This window comes from Nonomuraea sp. NPDC050022, from assembly GCF_044460705.1.
Lineage (GTDB): Bacteria > Actinomycetota > Actinomycetes > Streptosporangiales > Streptosporangiaceae > Nonomuraea.
This window is the reverse complement of sequence record NZ_JBITKE010000023.1, coordinates 103,292-118,196: the sequence shown is the minus strand read 5'-3', so window position 1 is coordinate 118,196 and position 14,905 is coordinate 103,292. Positions and strand designations below refer to the sequence as shown.

The 14,905-nt window shown below is 68.7% G+C and carries 22 protein-coding genes; 11 read left to right on the top strand and 11 right to left on the bottom strand.

The window, feature by feature from the left end:
• The first annotated feature begins 436 nt into the window (after positions 1 to 436).
• From ACIBO2_RS57115 to ACIBO2_RS57095, 5 genes are all read left to right on the top strand, one after another.
• On the top strand, positions 437 to 634 hold the full coding sequence (locus ACIBO2_RS57115) for a DUF1918 domain-containing protein (RefSeq protein WP_358554531.1): 198 nt from the start codon (positions 437 to 439) through the stop codon (positions 632 to 634).
• A gap of 61 nt (positions 635 to 695) precedes the next feature.
• The gene (locus ACIBO2_RS57110; RefSeq protein ID WP_358554528.1) at positions 696 to 983 is read left to right on the top strand and encodes a DUF1876 domain-containing protein; all 288 of its coding nucleotides are present in this window, start codon (positions 696 to 698) and stop codon (positions 981 to 983) included.
• Between the two features lie 77 nt (positions 984 to 1,060).
• Entirely contained in the window at positions 1,061 to 1,210 is a 150-nt protein-coding gene (locus tag ACIBO2_RS57105; RefSeq protein ID WP_397305205.1) for a hypothetical protein, read from the top strand.
• A gap of 127 nt (positions 1,211 to 1,337) precedes the next feature.
• Positions 1,338 to 2,831 carry an AAA family ATPase gene (locus ACIBO2_RS57100; RefSeq protein WP_358554522.1) on the top strand — a complete coding sequence of 498 codons (1,494 nt, stop codon included), beginning with the start codon at positions 1,338 to 1,340 and terminating at the stop codon, positions 2,829 to 2,831.
• A 214-nt stretch (positions 2,832 to 3,045) separates the two neighbouring features.
• Entirely contained in the window at positions 3,046 to 3,921 is an 876-nt protein-coding gene (locus ACIBO2_RS57095; RefSeq protein ID WP_358554519.1) for a universal stress protein, read from the top strand.
• Between the two features lie 195 nt (positions 3,922 to 4,116).
• Here ACIBO2_RS57095 and ACIBO2_RS57090 read toward each other — a convergent pair whose 3' ends face one another.
• Positions 4,117 to 4,401 carry a pyruvate formate lyase family protein gene (locus tag ACIBO2_RS57090; protein WP_397305204.1) on the bottom strand — a complete coding sequence of 95 codons (285 nt, stop codon included), beginning with the start codon at positions 4,399 to 4,401 and terminating at the stop codon, positions 4,117 to 4,119.
• On the opposite strand from ACIBO2_RS57090, the gene ACIBO2_RS57085 reads away from it, so the two are divergent.
• On the top strand, positions 4,345 to 4,635 hold the full coding sequence (locus tag ACIBO2_RS57085; RefSeq protein ID WP_358554513.1) for a universal stress protein: 291 nt from the start codon (positions 4,345 to 4,347) through the stop codon (positions 4,633 to 4,635). The genes ACIBO2_RS57090 and ACIBO2_RS57085 overlap by 57 nt on opposite strands.
• A gap of 8 nt (positions 4,636 to 4,643) precedes the next feature.
• On the opposite strand, the gene ACIBO2_RS57080 is transcribed toward ACIBO2_RS57085, so the two are convergent.
• The 4 genes from ACIBO2_RS57080 to ACIBO2_RS57065 all read right to left on the bottom strand — a co-directional run bounded on the left by ACIBO2_RS57080 (position 4,644) and on the right by ACIBO2_RS57065 (position 7,849).
• A complete protein-coding gene (locus tag ACIBO2_RS57080) occupies positions 4,644 to 6,302 on the bottom strand; it encodes a SulP family inorganic anion transporter (protein ID WP_358554546.1) in 1,659 nt (552 codons plus the stop codon).
• Positions 6,303 to 6,370: 68 nt separating this feature from the next.
• Entirely contained in the window at positions 6,371 to 6,712 is a 342-nt protein-coding gene (locus tag ACIBO2_RS57075) for a metalloregulator ArsR/SmtB family transcription factor (RefSeq protein WP_357657552.1), read from the bottom strand.
• Positions 6,712 to 6,960: a hypothetical protein gene (locus tag ACIBO2_RS57070; protein ID WP_358554510.1), complete on the bottom strand. Its 249-nt coding sequence runs from the start codon at positions 6,958 to 6,960 to the stop codon at positions 6,712 to 6,714. Before ACIBO2_RS57070 ends, ACIBO2_RS57075 begins: the two co-directional genes overlap by 1 nt.
• A gap of 247 nt (positions 6,961 to 7,207) precedes the next feature.
• Positions 7,208 to 7,849, bottom strand: a complete 642-nt coding sequence (locus tag ACIBO2_RS57065; protein WP_397305203.1) for a response regulator — start codon at positions 7,847 to 7,849, stop codon at positions 7,208 to 7,210.
• Between the two features lie 337 nt (positions 7,850 to 8,186).
• Here ACIBO2_RS57065 and ACIBO2_RS57060 point away from each other — a divergent pair, with 337 nt between their 5' ends.
• On the top strand, positions 8,187 to 8,597 hold the full coding sequence (locus ACIBO2_RS57060; RefSeq protein ID WP_358554505.1) for a pyridoxamine 5'-phosphate oxidase family protein: 411 nt from the start codon (positions 8,187 to 8,189) through the stop codon (positions 8,595 to 8,597).
• A 74-nt stretch (positions 8,598 to 8,671) separates the two neighbouring features.
• On the opposite strand, the gene ACIBO2_RS57055 is transcribed toward ACIBO2_RS57060, so the two are convergent.
• The 3 genes from ACIBO2_RS57055 to ACIBO2_RS57045 form a co-directional block, all read right to left on the bottom strand.
• A complete protein-coding gene (locus ACIBO2_RS57055; RefSeq protein WP_397305202.1) occupies positions 8,672 to 9,241 on the bottom strand; it encodes a CBS domain-containing protein in 570 nt (189 codons plus the stop codon).
• A gap of 2 nt (positions 9,242 to 9,243) precedes the next feature.
• Positions 9,244 to 9,519 (bottom strand): hypothetical protein, encoded by a 276-nt coding sequence (locus ACIBO2_RS57050; RefSeq protein ID WP_397305201.1) that lies wholly within the window; start codon positions 9,517 to 9,519, stop codon positions 9,244 to 9,246.
• A gap of 291 nt (positions 9,520 to 9,810) precedes the next feature.
• Positions 9,811 to 10,227, bottom strand: coding sequence for a hypothetical protein (locus ACIBO2_RS57045; RefSeq protein WP_397305200.1), 417 nt, complete (start codon positions 10,225 to 10,227; stop codon positions 9,811 to 9,813).
• A gap of 165 nt (positions 10,228 to 10,392) precedes the next feature.
• Between ACIBO2_RS57045 and ACIBO2_RS57040 the strand changes: the two genes are divergently transcribed.
• The 4 genes from ACIBO2_RS57040 to ACIBO2_RS57025 all read left to right on the top strand — a co-directional run bounded on the left by ACIBO2_RS57040 (position 10,393) and on the right by ACIBO2_RS57025 (position 13,623).
• Positions 10,393 to 10,779 carry a PadR family transcriptional regulator gene (locus ACIBO2_RS57040; protein ID WP_358554493.1) on the top strand — a complete coding sequence of 129 codons (387 nt, stop codon included), beginning with the start codon at positions 10,393 to 10,395 and terminating at the stop codon, positions 10,777 to 10,779.
• Entirely contained in the window at positions 10,776 to 11,717 is a 942-nt protein-coding gene (locus tag ACIBO2_RS57035; RefSeq protein WP_358554490.1) for a substrate-binding domain-containing protein, read from the top strand. Before ACIBO2_RS57040 ends, ACIBO2_RS57035 begins: the two co-directional genes overlap by 4 nt.
• A 312-nt stretch (positions 11,718 to 12,029) precedes the next feature.
• Complete coding sequence (locus ACIBO2_RS57030) at positions 12,030 to 12,365, top strand: metalloregulator ArsR/SmtB family transcription factor (RefSeq protein WP_358554487.1); 336 nt, start codon at positions 12,030 to 12,032, stop codon at positions 12,363 to 12,365.
• Positions 12,366 to 12,378: 13 nt separating this feature from the next.
• Positions 12,379 to 13,623 carry a GNAT family N-acetyltransferase gene (locus ACIBO2_RS57025; protein WP_358554484.1) on the top strand — a complete coding sequence of 415 codons (1,245 nt, stop codon included), beginning with the start codon at positions 12,379 to 12,381 and terminating at the stop codon, positions 13,621 to 13,623.
• On the opposite strand, the gene ACIBO2_RS57020 is transcribed toward ACIBO2_RS57025, so the two are convergent.
• Genes ACIBO2_RS57020 through ACIBO2_RS57010 form a run of 3 tightly spaced genes read right to left on the bottom strand, consistent with a single transcriptional unit; the run spans position 13,616 to position 14,829 of the window.
• On the bottom strand, positions 13,616 to 13,753 hold the full coding sequence (locus ACIBO2_RS57020) for a PEP-utilizing enzyme (RefSeq protein WP_358554481.1): 138 nt from the start codon (positions 13,751 to 13,753) through the stop codon (positions 13,616 to 13,618). The two genes, ACIBO2_RS57025 and ACIBO2_RS57020, sit on opposite strands and share 8 nt — an antisense overlap.
• A 15-nt stretch (positions 13,754 to 13,768) precedes the next feature.
• Positions 13,769 to 14,344 (bottom strand): PEP/pyruvate-binding domain-containing protein, encoded by a 576-nt coding sequence (locus tag ACIBO2_RS57015; protein ID WP_358554478.1) that lies wholly within the window; start codon positions 14,342 to 14,344, stop codon positions 13,769 to 13,771.
• Positions 14,341 to 14,829, bottom strand: coding sequence for a hypothetical protein (locus tag ACIBO2_RS57010; RefSeq protein WP_358554475.1), 489 nt, complete (start codon positions 14,827 to 14,829; stop codon positions 14,341 to 14,343). Before ACIBO2_RS57010 ends, ACIBO2_RS57015 begins: the two co-directional genes overlap by 4 nt.
• Positions 14,830 to 14,905: the final 76 nt, after the last annotated feature.

Here is a 14,905-nt window from a genome sequence, read left to right as displayed (position 1 = left end):
CGCACATTCCCCCTTCTCCATTTCAGCCGCTCGGTGGCTAACCAGGCAGGGCCGGATGTCCCAAAACTTGGAGATGATCGGCGGCCGGGAAACCAGCGGCCTGGTCACCGGAAGCCCGATCGCGCGGGTGCGCCCCGCCGCCGCCCATCACCTCGGTTCCGAACAGGTGCTGCAGGGGCGCCAGGTAGACCTGGTCGGGGCCGTCTATCGCCGGCCTGCGGGCCGCCTGCCGCCTCGACAGGCCCCGCGGCCCTGCCCCCGGTTCCTTTTCATTGCCAGAGGGCTTCGGCCTCTGGCAATGAAAGGACGTTGGCCTCTAGTCGCCGAGTCCACGCGTAGGTCAACTAGAAGAAGGGAGGTCGGTCATCACTCTGTTCGCGGCCGGGACGGCACGGGCGGTGGCGGCGACACCGACCGAGGTCGAAGGGGAGAAGTCATGAAGGCAGCAGTCGGAGACCGGTTGGTGATCCAGAGCGCTCACCTGGGGGAGGAGCGCCGCATCGGCGTCATCATCGCTCTGCACCACGATGACGGCACGCCGCCGTATGACGTCCACTGGCTCGACGAGGAGCACGAAACGCTGGTCTATCCAGGGCCGGATGCCCACGTCGAGCCTCGGGAGACCCGGGCCTGAACGCTATGGCTGCGTAACGGCACAAAATGGCCGGGGATCGTGGAGAGGAGAGATTTCTGCCATGGAAGCCAAGGAATGGTCCGTACGGATCGACATCACCGAAGAGGGCGACGGCACCTCTGCCCGAGCGGTCCTGTTCACTCGGGACAGGACCAGTCTGGCCGGGGTCGGGACCGCGCGCCGCAATCCGATCGACCGATCGGTGCCAGAGATCGGTGACGAGCTGGCGGCAGGCCGCGCACTGGCCGACCTGGCACACAAGTTGCTGGTCGTCACAGCCGAGGACATCGCTGAACTGGCCCGGCAGCGGCCCGGTTTCGCCGGAGGCGCGCCATCGGGCCGCGCCTGATTTCCTCAAGTTCAGGTCCGCGTGGCGGGGAGGGCGAATCGGCCGGCGTGGATGGCGACTCTTCGAAGGTCATGGCCTTGCATGAGCAGGTAGGCATCGACTCGGTCGAGGACCTGGAGGCGGCGATCCGCGCAGGCAGGCTGCACGGGCTGCACGGCATCGGGGCCAGGGCCGAGGAGAGTCTGCTGGACGGCATCGACGCGCCCGTCACCGTGGTACGCATGTGACCGAGTAAGCCGTATTGACCTGGGGAAATACGCACACAGGGCGATCAGGAGAGTGCATCGCAAGACGAGCCCCGCCCGTCGAGCCAGGTCTCGGCCACATGGGCGGCAGAGCGCGGAGGCGTCATCGATGGGACCGTGGGCACAGATCAAGGAGACGCATTCCGCAGTGGTGATCCTCCTCGGGGATCAGGCCATCAAGCTGAAGAAACCGGTGAATCTCGGTTTCCTGGACTACACCACTCGCCAAGCACGGCGAGCCGTGTGCCACGAGGAGGTGGAGCTCAACCGGCGGCTGGCACCCGATGTCTACAAGGGGGTCGCCGACGTCCTCGGCCCCGACGGGGAAGTCTGCGAGCATCTCGTCGTGATGCAGCGCATGCCCGAGGAGCGCCGCCTCGCCACGATGATCCGCTCCGGGAACCCGGTGGACGAGCATGTTCGCCAGGTCGCCCGGATGGTCTCGAGCATGCACGACCGTTCCCGGCACTGCCTGCGGATCGACAGACAGGGAGAGGCACAGGCACTGCGGTGCCGCTGGACGGCGAGCTTCGCGCAGGTCCGCGCGCTGCCCGATGCGACTCTCGACACCCAGGTGATCCAGGAGATCGAACGACTCGCTCTGCGGTTCATCGACGGCCGTGAACGCCTGTTCTCCACCCGGATCAGCGAAGGGCACATCGTGGACGGCCACGGCGACCTGCTCGCCGACGACATCTTCTGCCTCGACGACGGGCCACGGATCCTGGACTGCCTGGAGTTCGACGAACGGCTACGCTTTCTCGATCGCCTGGACGATGCCGCCTTCCTGGCCATGGACCTGGAACGGCTGGGCGCCCCCCGGCTGGCCGAGCTGTTCCTCCACTGGTACACCGAGTTTTCCGGTGACCTCGCATCGCCCTCGCTGTGGCATCACTACGTCGCCTATCGGGCCTTCGTCCGAGCCAAGGTCGCCGGCCTCCGACGTCAGCAGGGAGACCTCGGCGCGGCGCGACAGGGCCGTGAGCTCGCTGAGCTGGCGCTACGCCACCTGCGGGCCGGCGCGGTGACCTTGGTCCTTGTCGGTGGGACTCCGGCCACCGGCAAGACCACCATCGCCGCCGCCATGGCCGACCGGCTCGGCTACACGCTGCTGAACAGCGACCGCATACGCAAGGAACTCGCCGGCATCACGCCCGAACAGCCGGCGCCAGCCCCTTTCGGCGAGGGCATCTACAGTCGGGAATGGACCGAGCGCACGTACCAGGAACTGCTGTCCCGGGCTGAAAGGCTGCTACGTCACGGCGAGCCGGTCATCCTCGACGCTTCATGGAGCGATGCCGAGCAGCGGGAGGCCGCCGGGCGCCTCGCGCGGCGCACATTCAGCGACCTCGTGGCCTTGCGCTGCACCGCTCTGCCGCAGCTGATCGCGGAGCGCTTGGCCCACCGTGCGGGTGGGATGTCGGACGCGGACCAGGCGATCGCCACTGCCATGACGGCGAAGGCGGCGCTCTGGCCCGATGCCATCGAGATCGACACCAGCGTGTCCCCGGAGCAGGCGCTCGAGCGGGCCCTGGCGGCGATCCACGCCCGCTGGACGACGGTGCCCTGGCGGTTCCGTCGCCCTGAGCTGGAACCAGGCTGATCGCTTACCGGCTTGGTCAAAAAGGGGCTCGGAAGCGTTAAGGACATCATCGCCACCCGCGTCCGACGCATGGTCAGTGGGCATCCGAAGGTGGTGGGGCCAGTCCCCGGTCATGGACCAACGGCATCCGGTTTTGGGACTTCAGCCCCGGGCGGTCGGGACCTCTGTTCGCGAGGCTTGGGCTCGGGTGGGGGCCGGACGAGAGGGGTGCGTGATGGCAGGACAGATCATAGTAGGCGTGGACGGTTCCGCTTCGGCGACCGCGGCGGTCGAGTGGGCGGCCGCTGACGCGAGCCGCCGCGGGCGCTCGCTACGCCTCGTGCATGTGTGCGAGCAGTGGTCGCCCAGCCTGGGCGAGGCCCAGTGGCCGCTCAGCCTGGACGAGGCTCAGGCGGAGTACTGCGCCGAAGCGCTCCAGGCCGCCGCCAACCGGGCGCGCGAGCTGGCGCCGGGTGTGGAGGTGACCACGGACCTGCGCGAGGGCAACGTCATCGAGCAGTTGATCGCCGAGTCGGCCTCGGCCGACAGCGTGGTCCTGGGCAGCAGGGGACTCGGCGGGTTCACCGGGATGGTCCTCGGCTCAGTCAGCACGGCCGTGGCCGGGCACGCCGCCGGGCCCGTCGTCATCGTGCGTGGCCCCGTCGAGGCCCTCCACGGGCAGATCGTAGTGGGCTACGACGGCTCGAAGGGCGCGCAGGCGGCGATGGAGTACGCCATCGACCAGGCGCGTGCCCGCCAGGCCCGCTTGCAGGTGGTCTACGCCTGGCAGGCGCCGCTGTCCGCGCCGTACGCCCGCGCCTACAGCAGCGCGCTGGACAGCGCCTTCGAGCAGCAGCAGCGTGCGGCCCGTGAAGCGGTGAACCCGTGGCGGGAGAAATATCCGGACGTCGAGCTCACCGATGAGCAGCTGTGCGAGCATCCCGTCGCCGCTCTTATGAACGCCTCGGCCTCGGCCGATCTGGTCGTGGTGGGCTCGCGTGGGATGGGCGGCTTCGCCTCTGCGGTGCTCGGCTCGGTCAGCCGCGGTGTGCTGCACCACGTCACCTGCCCGGTCGCGGTGGTCCGGCCTCGGAGTGAGCGGGCGTCATGAGCATGAGCCGGTATCACGGCCGAGGAAACGACTCAGGCGGCGCTTGACCCACCACTCGTGTTCCGCCCAGAGCCTTCCGCATGCCCCTGGCCCGTATGGAGACCCAAGCTCACGGAGGCGGAATCAGTCGACGATCCAGGTGGGGCGGGCGAAGCGCAGCGGCTCGCCGCCACTGATCGACGGGCAGGCTGGTGATCACGCCCGTCCGGCGGGCGCGCCGGATCTCGGGGGTGTGGGCGTCGAACAGCCATCGTTATGCGTCTTGCGGTACTTGGTGAAGATCTTCCGTACCAGGGGATCGAGGATGTGGCCGTAGGCGGCGAGGCCGGATTCCACCATGCGCGGTCCGCCCGCGGGCATGATGGCGCGCTTCAGCGGTGCGTCGGTCTGCAGGCCGACGATCAGCTCCCAGTCGGCGCAGCAGTGGAATGGGCCGCCGCCGACGCGCGGCGCAGAGGGCTTGACCTGCGGCTCGTACATGTGTGCGAGCAGTGGCCGCACGGGGTCGGCGAGTTCAGCACGAAGTACTGCGCGGGTGCGCTGGAGGTCGCCGCCGACCAGGCGCGTGAGCTGGCCGGTGGGGTCGGGGTGTCGACGGAACTGCGCGCCGGGAACGTGATCGACGATCTGATCGATGAGTCCGCGTCGGCCGACAGCGTGGTGCTGGGCAGCCGGGGGCTCGGCGGGATGGTTGGCGGGGCAGGCCGAGAGTGATCGAGTCTTCAACGGGGGGTGACAGCGGCGTCGGGGGCCGTGTTGGTGTGGCTGGAGGCGGGCAGGACACCGGTTCGCTGGAGCCTGTCGCGGGCTGCGGCGATGGCCTGGGGGGTAGTGGCGAAGACATGGCCGGCTTGATCGAGGCGGGCGATGACGCCGAGAGCATGCAGGGGCTGGTGATGGCCGTCGCGGATGCCGGAGATGTAGACGGTGATGCCACGCCGCTGTAGCCGTTGGATGGCGTCGCCGAGGACCAGAGCGCCGCTGGCGTCGAGGGTGGTGACGCGGGACATGCGCAAGATCACCACGGAGACGGTGGCGACTTCGGACAGCTCCAGCAGGAAGCGGTGGGCCGCGGCGAAGAACAGCGGCCCGTCCAGGCGGTAGGCGACGATGTGCTCGGCGAGCAGGGCGTGTTCCTGCTCGGTGTGGTCGCCGGGCAGGTCGGGGTGAATCGGCATCGCGTCCAGGCGGACGTCGCGGGCGATGGCACGCAACGCCAGCGCGCCGGCCACGATCAAGCCGAGGATGACGGCCTGGACCAGGTCGAGGGCGAGGGTGGCGAGCGCGGTCAGGGCCAGCACGACGGCGTCGCCACGGGTGGAGCGGATCATGGCCTTGACCGAGCCGACTTCGACCATCCGCACCGAGGTGGCCAGCAGCACGCCGGCTAGCGCGGCCAGCGGGATCCGCGCGACCAGGCCGGCCGCGCTGAACACGATCACCGCCAGGATGCCCGCGTGTGCCAGGGCAGCCAGCCGCGATTGGGCGCCCGAGCGGACGTTGACCGCGGTCCGGGCGATCGCCCCGGTGGCCGGGACGCCGCCGAACAGTGGCGTCAGGAGGTTGGCCAGACCCTGCCCGAACAGCTCCCGGTCGGGGTCGTGCTTGTGGTTGACGCTCATGCCATCGGCGACGGCGGCTGAAAGCAGCGACTCCAGCGCGGCCAGGGCGGCGACCGCGACCGCCGGGGCCAGCAGTGAGCTCAGCGCGGCCGGGTCCAGGAAGGCCAGGGAGGGGGCGGGCAGCCCGGCGGGCAACTGCCCGATCCGGGCCACCGGCAGATCGGCCAGCTCGGTGGCGAGGGTGGCGGCGGCGACGGCGAGCAGGGAGAACGGCAGCGTGGGCCGCCAGCGTGCGCCCACCAGCATCAGCGTGGCCACCGTCAGAGCGATGCCCAGAGCCCACCAGCGCGGCTGGGCGAGGAAGTCCTGGACGGCGTGCCAGGCCACGGCGGTGACCTTGTCCCCCGTGGGAGTCGCCACCCCCAGGGCGGCCGGGATCTGCTGCAGGCCGATCACACAGGCGATGCCGATGGTGAAGCCCTCCACCACCGGGGCCGGGACCAGGGCCATGTACTTGCCGGCACGGGCCAGCGCCAGCGCGATCAGCAGCAGCCCGGCCAGCACTCCGACCATCAGCACCCCGGAGGCGCCATGAGCGTGCATGATCGGCACGAGTACTACCGTCATCGCCCCGGTCGGGCCGGACACCTGCAGGCCCGAGCCGCCGAACAATGCCGCCAGCGTCCCGGCGACCACCGCGGTGGCCAGCCCGGCTTCGGCACCCATGCCGGAGGAGATGCCGAACCCCAGCGCTAGCGGCAGCGCCACGATCGCCACGGTGAGCCCGGCCAGCAAGTCACGGCGCGGGCGACGGCCCATAGCAGCCAGCTCCCCGCTCTCGGGCAGCACACCGCGGATACGGGCCCAGCCCGAGGAGAACAAGAGGGTCACGAGGCGCCGGTCTCCGCCTTGAGCAACTCGCTCAGCAGCTCATGCTGACCGGTGAGCTTGTGCGTCAACAGCGTGCGCGCCGCGCGCAGCAGTTCGGCCACATCCCCGCCGGACAGGGCATAGGTCACGGTCGAGCCATCACGGTGGGCAGTGACCATGGCCGAGCGGCGCAGCACGGCCAAATGCTGCGACAGCCCCGTGGCCTCCACCTCGATGGCGGCCAACAGGTCCCGCACCGGCATCGGCCCGTCCTGCAACAACTCCAGCACCCGGATCCGGACCGGATGGCCCAGCAGCTTGAACAGCTCCGCCTTGGCCTCATACAGCGGCATCGACATCACTGGGCCGCCGCCTCGCCTGTTATGGGGCCGCCCGAATCGGTGGTGCCCGCATCGGCATCCAGACGCATCCCGTGTGAGCGGGCCAAGTGCGTCACGTCCTCCCACTCCGCCTCGGCCAACATCAGCGCGTCGACGTCATCCTCGGCGCGGGCGGCCTGAAGCGCCGCGTCCGCCAGACGTAGTCGTTGCCTGACCGCGGCGGCAAAAGACCCGCTCACATCACGCTCCTGGTTCTCGATCGCCAACTAAGCCAGCCCTATGATGTATCAAATTGCGAAAATGCGCAATTCATGGAGGTGCGGATAGCGTAGCAAAGAGGCCAGCCCGATGACGCAGCGGCGCCACGTGATCTCGAAGCGGAGAGTTCGCGAAAGGTCAGAGGTTGTCGGGTCCTTCGACGTCATCTCTCCAGAGGCCGGTGGGACCGCTCTTCGCTGGAGTGTTCCTCTCTGATGCGCTCAGATTCGCCGTCGCACTTAGGACGAAGGCCTGTCATTCTCGCCGATCTGCCCGCAGCCGGGCGGCCAGTGCGGCGGCCTGGGTACGGCGTTGCATGTCGAGCTTGGACAGCAGGTTGGACACGTAGTTCTTGACCGTCTTCTCGGCCAGGAACATCCGCTCGCCGATCTGCCGGTTGGTGAGCCCTTCGCCGATCAGGTCGAGGATGTTGCGTTCCTGATCGGACAGGGCCGCGAGCGGGTCCCTTCTGGCGGCCTGCTCCCGCAGTCGTTGAAGCATCGCCGCGGTGGTCTGCGGATCGAGCAGCGACTGGCCGGAGGCGACCGTGCGCACGGCGCCGACCAGGTCGGAGCCGTGGATCTGCTTGAGCACGTAACCGGCGGCGCCCGCCATCACCGCCTCGAACAGCGCGTCGTCGTCGGCGTAGGAGGTCAGCATCAGGCACGCCAGCCCGGGCAGCCTGGACCGGGCCTCGCGGCACACGTCCACGCCGTTACCGTCGGGCAGCCGGACGTCCAGCACCGCGACGTCCGGCTTGAGCGCCGGAATGCGGGCGATCGCCGACTCCGCGGTGCCGGCTTCGCCGATCACCTCTATGTCGTCCTCGGAGTCCAGCAGGGCGGCCACGCCCCTCCGTACCACCTCATGGTCGTCGACGAGGAACACACGAATCATGCTCCGACGTTAACCGGTTCAGCCCACCACAAGAAAGAGCCAAAGCCCCTATTCAGGGCAGCGGTTTCCCTGAGGTGAACAGCTCCGTTCCTCCGAGCCCTTCTCAGGTTCGGCGGCTTTCGTCTGAGAGGCATTCGGTGCCAGGCCGCCGCGGCGGCGCTGGTGCGAGTAGGCCACGCGCGTACTCCGGTACTCGCCGGGCAGGCGAGTGAAGACCACAGCACAAAGCATTCAGCAGGCAGGACGATCTACGGTCGCCACCTCCGAGGGCGATCGGCAGCCGTCACGGGACTTTCGTCCCTAACCCCTCAGGCAGGGGCGCTGACAGGCTGACGGCATGAAACTCGACTCGGCCGGCCTGCAGGTGCTCTCCCACGAGGAGTGCATGCGCCTGCTGCCCTCCTGCCCGATCGGGCGGATCGTCTTCACCGACAGCGCCCTGCCGGCCGTGGAACCGGTCAACTTCTGCCTGGACGGGGAGGACATCGTCATCCGCACGGCGGCCGGTTCTAAGCTGGCCGCCGCCACACGCCATGCGGTTGTGGCCTTCGAGGTGGACGACTTCGACTCAGTGGAGCGCACGGGCTGGTCAGTCACCGTCGTGGGGCTGGCTCGTGTCGCCGACGATCCCGCGCAGATCGCCCGGCTGGAAAGCCTGCGGCTGACGCCATGGACACGCAGCCCCGACCACTTCATCGTCATCACCACGGTGGAGGCCACCGGCCGGCGCATCCAGCAGTCCGCCTGACCATCCAGATCCGGCAAGCAGACGGTGCGGCCCCACAGCACAGGCACCCCGGGATTTCGTCCCCGACGCCAGTGTCACGGTCCTTCGTTGATAACGGAGTCGCCGGCACGTTTGGAGTCGTCGTGCTTCCAGAGCAGCTTGTCGATGATGTCGACGACGCCGTTGACGCGGTGGGCCATGCGTGTGGCGAGCATGGTTTCGCCGCGTCGGTCCATCCAGCCGTTCAGTGTCACCACTCCCCGGTCGACGTTTACGGCAACGTCTGAGGTCTCCATGCGCAACGAGCCCTCCAGAACCTCCTCGCGGATCTCGCGGGCAATGTCGGAGTCGGCTCGCACGAACGTCTTGAGCAGATCGCCTCTGCTGACGATTCCTTCGAGGTAGCCGTCCTCGGCGACGATCAGGCGCTTGACGCCGTGCTTGTTCATGAGACGGGCGGCCGTGACAGTCGAGGAGCGGGGCGAGATCGTCACCGCGGGCGATGTCATGAGTTCGGCGGCCGTGTCACCCACCGCCTTCCGCCGGAGGCTGCCTCCTTCCTGCGCCATCAGATGGCGTAGCCGCGCGCGCAGCGGCGGTTGGTAGGCGTCGCCGTAATACTGTTCGCGGAACTCCTCCTTGTACAGCAGGTCCGCCTCGGACACGGCTACCTCGGCCGCCGGTCTCGGGGGCTCCGCACTGTCGCCGCATCGCCCATACCCATCTGGGGCACAGTGGCGGCGTCGCGCTCGCCGTGGACGACGTAGGTGACCAGCGGTGTCCGGCCGCCACCTAGGGCCCGGTGCAGGCGCTGCTGGAGGCCGGTGTTTGCGCAGGCAGCCAGCTGGGCGAGCACCCGCGGCCGCAACGGAACGGGCGGCTTCTGCGGTAGCGGGTTGGCCCCATTCCGCTCCAGACGCACGGCCGCCTCCATGGAGGACAACCCGGCGGATCCAGCCTGCCCTGGTGACTTAGGTCACACCGCTCCGGGTCGTTCGCCCCGGGTGCGCGAAGAAGATCGGAGAGAGGGTGAGGTCACCACCAAATCCTGAGCGAACAAGGGCGATCGAAATGTCTGTTTTCCTGGGTATGACGCACGCCGAGAATGACTTCCTCAGCGAGACGTACTTCACGAGAGCGGCCGGTGCGCTGGATGTACACCGCGCGGGTTCGGGGCACGCCTGCCTCTCCTGTGCCGCCGCATGGCCGTGTGCACCTGCGTTAGCCGCAGCCTTCATGCTCGATCTGCACACCGCCTGATGAACATCGAGGTTGTGAAGGTGTGCCCACATGCGTGTTGGATGACGCCAGGCAATGCGTACGTCCTACGGATTGGCCCGTAGGTGACCTTGTCGTGGCGGTCGTGGCCGTCGGCCTGGTCGAAGCGGACCTGCAGCAGTGCGCTGCCGACCGCGTTGACCGTCTGCCCGGAGCCGTCGGCGATCAGCTTGGACACGTAGCGGACGTCGCGCCGGGCCGGTAACCGGCCGCGGAACTCGAAGACGAGCCGGTCCAGGCCGACCTGGTGTGCGGCCCGGATGCCTACCAGCATGGGTGGGACGGCCTGCTGAGCGGCCTGCGCCGGTACGGCCAGCAGCCCAGTGGCACTGATCACCATCGCGGTGGCGATGAGAGGGCGGATCGAGAGCATGATCGGCGAATTGGATCCGCTCAGGCCGTGGGAGCGACTGGTGAGGAACCGCATGTCCGAGCTAAGGTGATTTTGCCAATAGGGGACATTCTTCATCAAGGATGGTCTGCACTGACGATGGCCGGACGTGGAGGCGACAGGGATCGCAGCGGGACGGGGCAGGGGATGCTTCCGTTCGTCCTGCTGGCGTTGGCCGAGGCTCCCATGCACGGCTATGTGCTGGCCGCTCGCATGGCCGACCTCAGCTTTCGCCGAGCCGCCGAGGACCCGTCCGTGGTGTACCGGGTGTTGCGCCAGCTCGCCGCCGACGACATGGTGACGGACGAGTGGGTGCTCGGCGACGACGCGCCACCCCGGCGCACCTACCGCCTGACCCCCTCGGGCGAGGCGTACCTGCACGAACGCGCTGCGGACCTGCGACGACAGGCCCGGCGTATCGAGGTGTTCCTCGACCGTTACCGCCAGTTGTTCCCCCATGAAACAGCCGCCGACAGCACCTCTCGCCGCACCCGCGAACCACGTACACCCGACGGCAGAAAGGCAAGCGGATGAGCTCCAATCAAGGCGACGACACGACACGCGAGGCGGAGGGTCCGCGGCTGACGCGGCGGCACGCGGTGCAGGCAGCCGGGCTGCTCGCGCTGGGAGCCGTGGCAACGGTGGGGTCCAGGCCTGCCATGGCGGTCTCGACCAGCACCACGACGCGCACCGGCGTGATCCGGCTGGCCAGCGTCCGGACCGTTCAGGATGGCGGTCTGCTGCCGCGGTTGCTCGACGCGTTCGAGGGCCAGAGCGGTCAGCAGGTGCAGGTGCACACCGGTGAGGACGTGTACGCCAAGGCCCGGGCCGGGCAGGCGGATGTGGTCTTATCGCATTTCGGGCACAAGGACGCGCAAGCTTTCATCACCGACGGGCTCGGGCAGTGGCCGCGGATGGTGCTGTTCAACTCCATCGCCCTCATCGTGCCCGCCGGCGACCCGGCCCATGTCGCGCAGCTGGCGGATCCGGTGAAGGCGTTTCGCCGGATCGCGCACGCCCGCGCGCCGTTCATCGTCAACGGCATCCCGGAATTGGTCTATCTGACCGACAACCTGTGGCAGGCCGCCGGGCGTCCGGACAAGACGGGCTGGTATCGCGACACGGGCCTGCAGCAGGAGGCGGCCATGCGGGAGGCCGCCCAGCAGCGCGGCTACAGCCTGTGGGGCGCCACCCCGTTCCTGGTCTTCCAGCAGGACAACCACCTTCCACTGCGGCCCGTGCTCTACAGCGACCAGCTGTTCCACCGGATCATGGCGACGGTCGTGGTCAACCCGGTCGCCTTCCCCGGCGCGAACGTGGCCGGCGCGCTGGCGCTGCAGGAATTCCTGCTCACCCCGGCGATTCAGGTGCTGATCCGCGGCCATCGATATCCCGGTGTGGACCAGCCGCTGTTCTGGCCCGCGGGCCGCAACAACGCCACGGAAATCCTGCTGCCCTCACCGTCCGGTTGACCCAGTTCTAGGGCGTGACGGCGGCCGCGGCGAGGACGTCGCCGCGTTCGGGTCTGTTCGTCAGCCAGCGGTCGAGGTCGTCTTGGCGGGGCTCGGCAGTTCCCTGCTGATGATCCAGCCAGGAGGTCGAGGGCGATCAGGATCCGGCGGCGCAGTTCGCGGCCGATCGAGGTGGGGAACTGGCGCCTTCGCCGCGCCGCCGTGATCGCTCATGTACGTGATAACAGATCATTATCACGTACATGAAGCTCTCCGCGGATCAGGAAGCAGCGACTTCCGCTTTCCGGATTCATCGAATATCGTCGATGGACGATGGATGAGGAGAAGCGCCCGCTGCCGCGTGCGGAGGCCGAGGAGTACGCGAGCTGGTTCAAGGCTTTGGCCGACGCCACGCGGATCCAGATCGTGTCGCTGCTGGCCCGTCGGCGCGCGCCGATGAGCGTCGGCGAGATCGTGACCGCGTCCGGAGTGGGCCAGTCCACCGTCTCGCACCACCTGAAGATCCTGGCCGAGGTGCGGTTCGTGCTGGTCGAGAAGCAGGGCACCTCCAGCCTGTACCGGATCAATGAGACCTGCGTGAGCTGTTTCCCGACCGCCGCCGACGTGGTCATGGGCAATCCCGTGCCGGCCGCGCCCACCTGCGAATGAAGGGAGTTTCGCCATGGCGCACGACGAGATCATCGACCACTACTCCGCGCTGGCCCGCGCCGCGGCCGCCGACCGGACGGCCGCCGACTGCGGGCAAGACGCGTTCGAGCAGGGCTGCTTCGGCGCGGCCGACTATGACGAACTCGGCGTGCTGCCTGCGGGGGCGGTGCGGGCCGGCCTTGGGCGCGGCAACCCGGTGGCCGTCGCCGAGCTCCAGCCCGGTGAGACCGTGCTCGATCTCGGCTCGGGCGGCGGCATCGACGTGCTGCTGTCGGCACGCCGCGTTGGCCCGCACGGCAAGGTCTACGGGCTGGATGCCAGCGTGGACATGCTGGCGCTGGCCCGGCGCAACGCCGAGCGGGCGGGCGCGCGCAACGTGGAGTTCCTGCACGGCACGATCGAGCACGTGCCGCTGCCGGACCGGTCGGTGGACGTGGTCATCTCCAACTGCGTGATCAACCTGTCCGACGACAAGGCCGCGGTGTTGACCCAGGCGTTCCGGGTGCTGCGGCCGGACGGCCGGTTCGGCGCCAGTGACGTCGTGGTCGACGGCGACCTCGACCCGCAACGGCGGCAGGCGGCCGAGCAGCGCATCGGGTGCGTGGCCGGGGCACTGCCGATGGCTGAGTACCGTTCGCTGCTGGCGGCGGCTGGGTTCGTCGATATCCGGATCACGTTGACAGCTGATCATGGCGACGGGGTGCACTCGGCGATCGTGCAGGCCGTCAAGCCCGCCGCAGGGCAGGACGTGGAGATCCGTCCGATGCGGGAAGCCGACGCCGCGCAGTTGCTGGCGATCTACCAGGCCGGGTTGGACACCGGCCAGGCCAGCTTCGAGACCACCGCACCGAGTTGGGAAGGCTTCACCGCCGCCAAGCTGCCGCACCTTCGGTACGTGGCCGCGGACACCGAGACCGGTGAGGTGCTCGGCTGGGTGGCCGCTTCGCAGGTGTCGGCCAGGCCGGTCTACGTGGGTGTGGTGGAGCACAGCGTGTACGTTCACCCTGGTTGCCAGGCGCAGGGCGTCGGCAGGGCGTTGATGGAGGCGTTCATCGCCGCGAGCGAGGATGCCGGGGTGTGGACGATCCAGTCCGGCATCTTCGGTGAGAACACCGCGAGCCTGGCCCTGCATCAGGCGGTCGGCTTCCGGGTGCTGGGCACGCGTGAGCGCATCGGCTGCCACCACGGCATCTGGCGGGACGTCGTGATGGTGGAGCGTCGCAGCCTGGTGGTCGGCAGTGGTGGCCGGTCTACATAGGGGTTTCCACGACTCCGCGGGTGCCGTCGACGATGACGTGCTGGCCGTCGTGCAGGCGTAGCGTGGCATCGCCTGTGGCGACGACGGCGGGGATGCCGTACTTGCGGGCGATACCGGATCGGGCAACCACTCGCCGAGCCGGAAGTTACGCAGCCACAGTCCCGGCCCCGGCGCCTTCCAGGACACCGGCTCCGGCAGCGCGGTCACACTCTTCGCCCACCGCTGCCCCGGACACCAGCGACTCGCCCAGCCCACGTACGGCCGTGATCACCACCTCGTCGCGCTCGCCGCTGAGCGGGTTGGCGGTGAAGGCCACGCCCGCGGATCGCGCGGCGATCATCGGTTGCACCAGCACCGCCACGCCTTCACCGCGACCAGGGGCGTGGTACGCGAGCACTCGCTGTGTAACTGCTGCGGCGCGGCAGCGGGTGACGGCGTCGGCCACCTGACCTGCGGGCACGTTCAGGTAGGTCTCGTACAGTCCGGCGTAGGAGGCGTCCGGCAAGTCCTCGGCGACGGCCGAGGAACGTACGGCGAATGGCCCGGCACCAAGGGCCTCGACCACGCGGTCCAACTCGTCCGCAGACGGGGCGGCATCGGTAGGGATGACGAATCCGTCCGGCACGGGAAAGCCCTCGGCGGCCAGCACGGCAAGGGCGGCGGCCTTACCCCCGATCCGTTCCCGGCCCAGACCTGCCGCGTCCGCCAGCCTAATGATCATGATGTGCGCTCCCTCGTCATGATCGCGCGAACGATGAGCGGGAAGCCGGCCAGCGCGGGAATCACCCAGAACGACCAGGCCGGCAAGTGCTCCCAGAGGGGCAGGTGCGGGCCGTTGTCGACGTAGAAGGCGGTCAGCAGCACCACGTACGACAGCCCCATGGCGGTGATGTGCACCCTGTCGCAGGATCGCCTGTGCCGATCCAGGTATCCGGCGCCGCCGGCCGCGAAAGCCAGCACGCCCAGGACGAACAAGTGGGTGTTCTCCCGCCACCGGATCGCCGACATCACGCTCATCGTGATGAACACGACCGCCAGCGCCCAGACGTAGGCCCGGCCGTAACGCCGGTGCGCGACGCCGCCCTTGCGGGCCAGCATCGCCACAGCCCCGCAGCTCACGCACGTCAGACCGGCCGTGACATGGACACCCAGCACCATTAGGAAGACCGGCCCGGCGTCAGGGATCGGGATGCCGAGGACGTCCATCGCAGCCCCCTATAGGTTGCGTTGCTACCTATAGCGACGCTACTCCGGCCGTTGCTGTACGGGAAGGCCCGATATA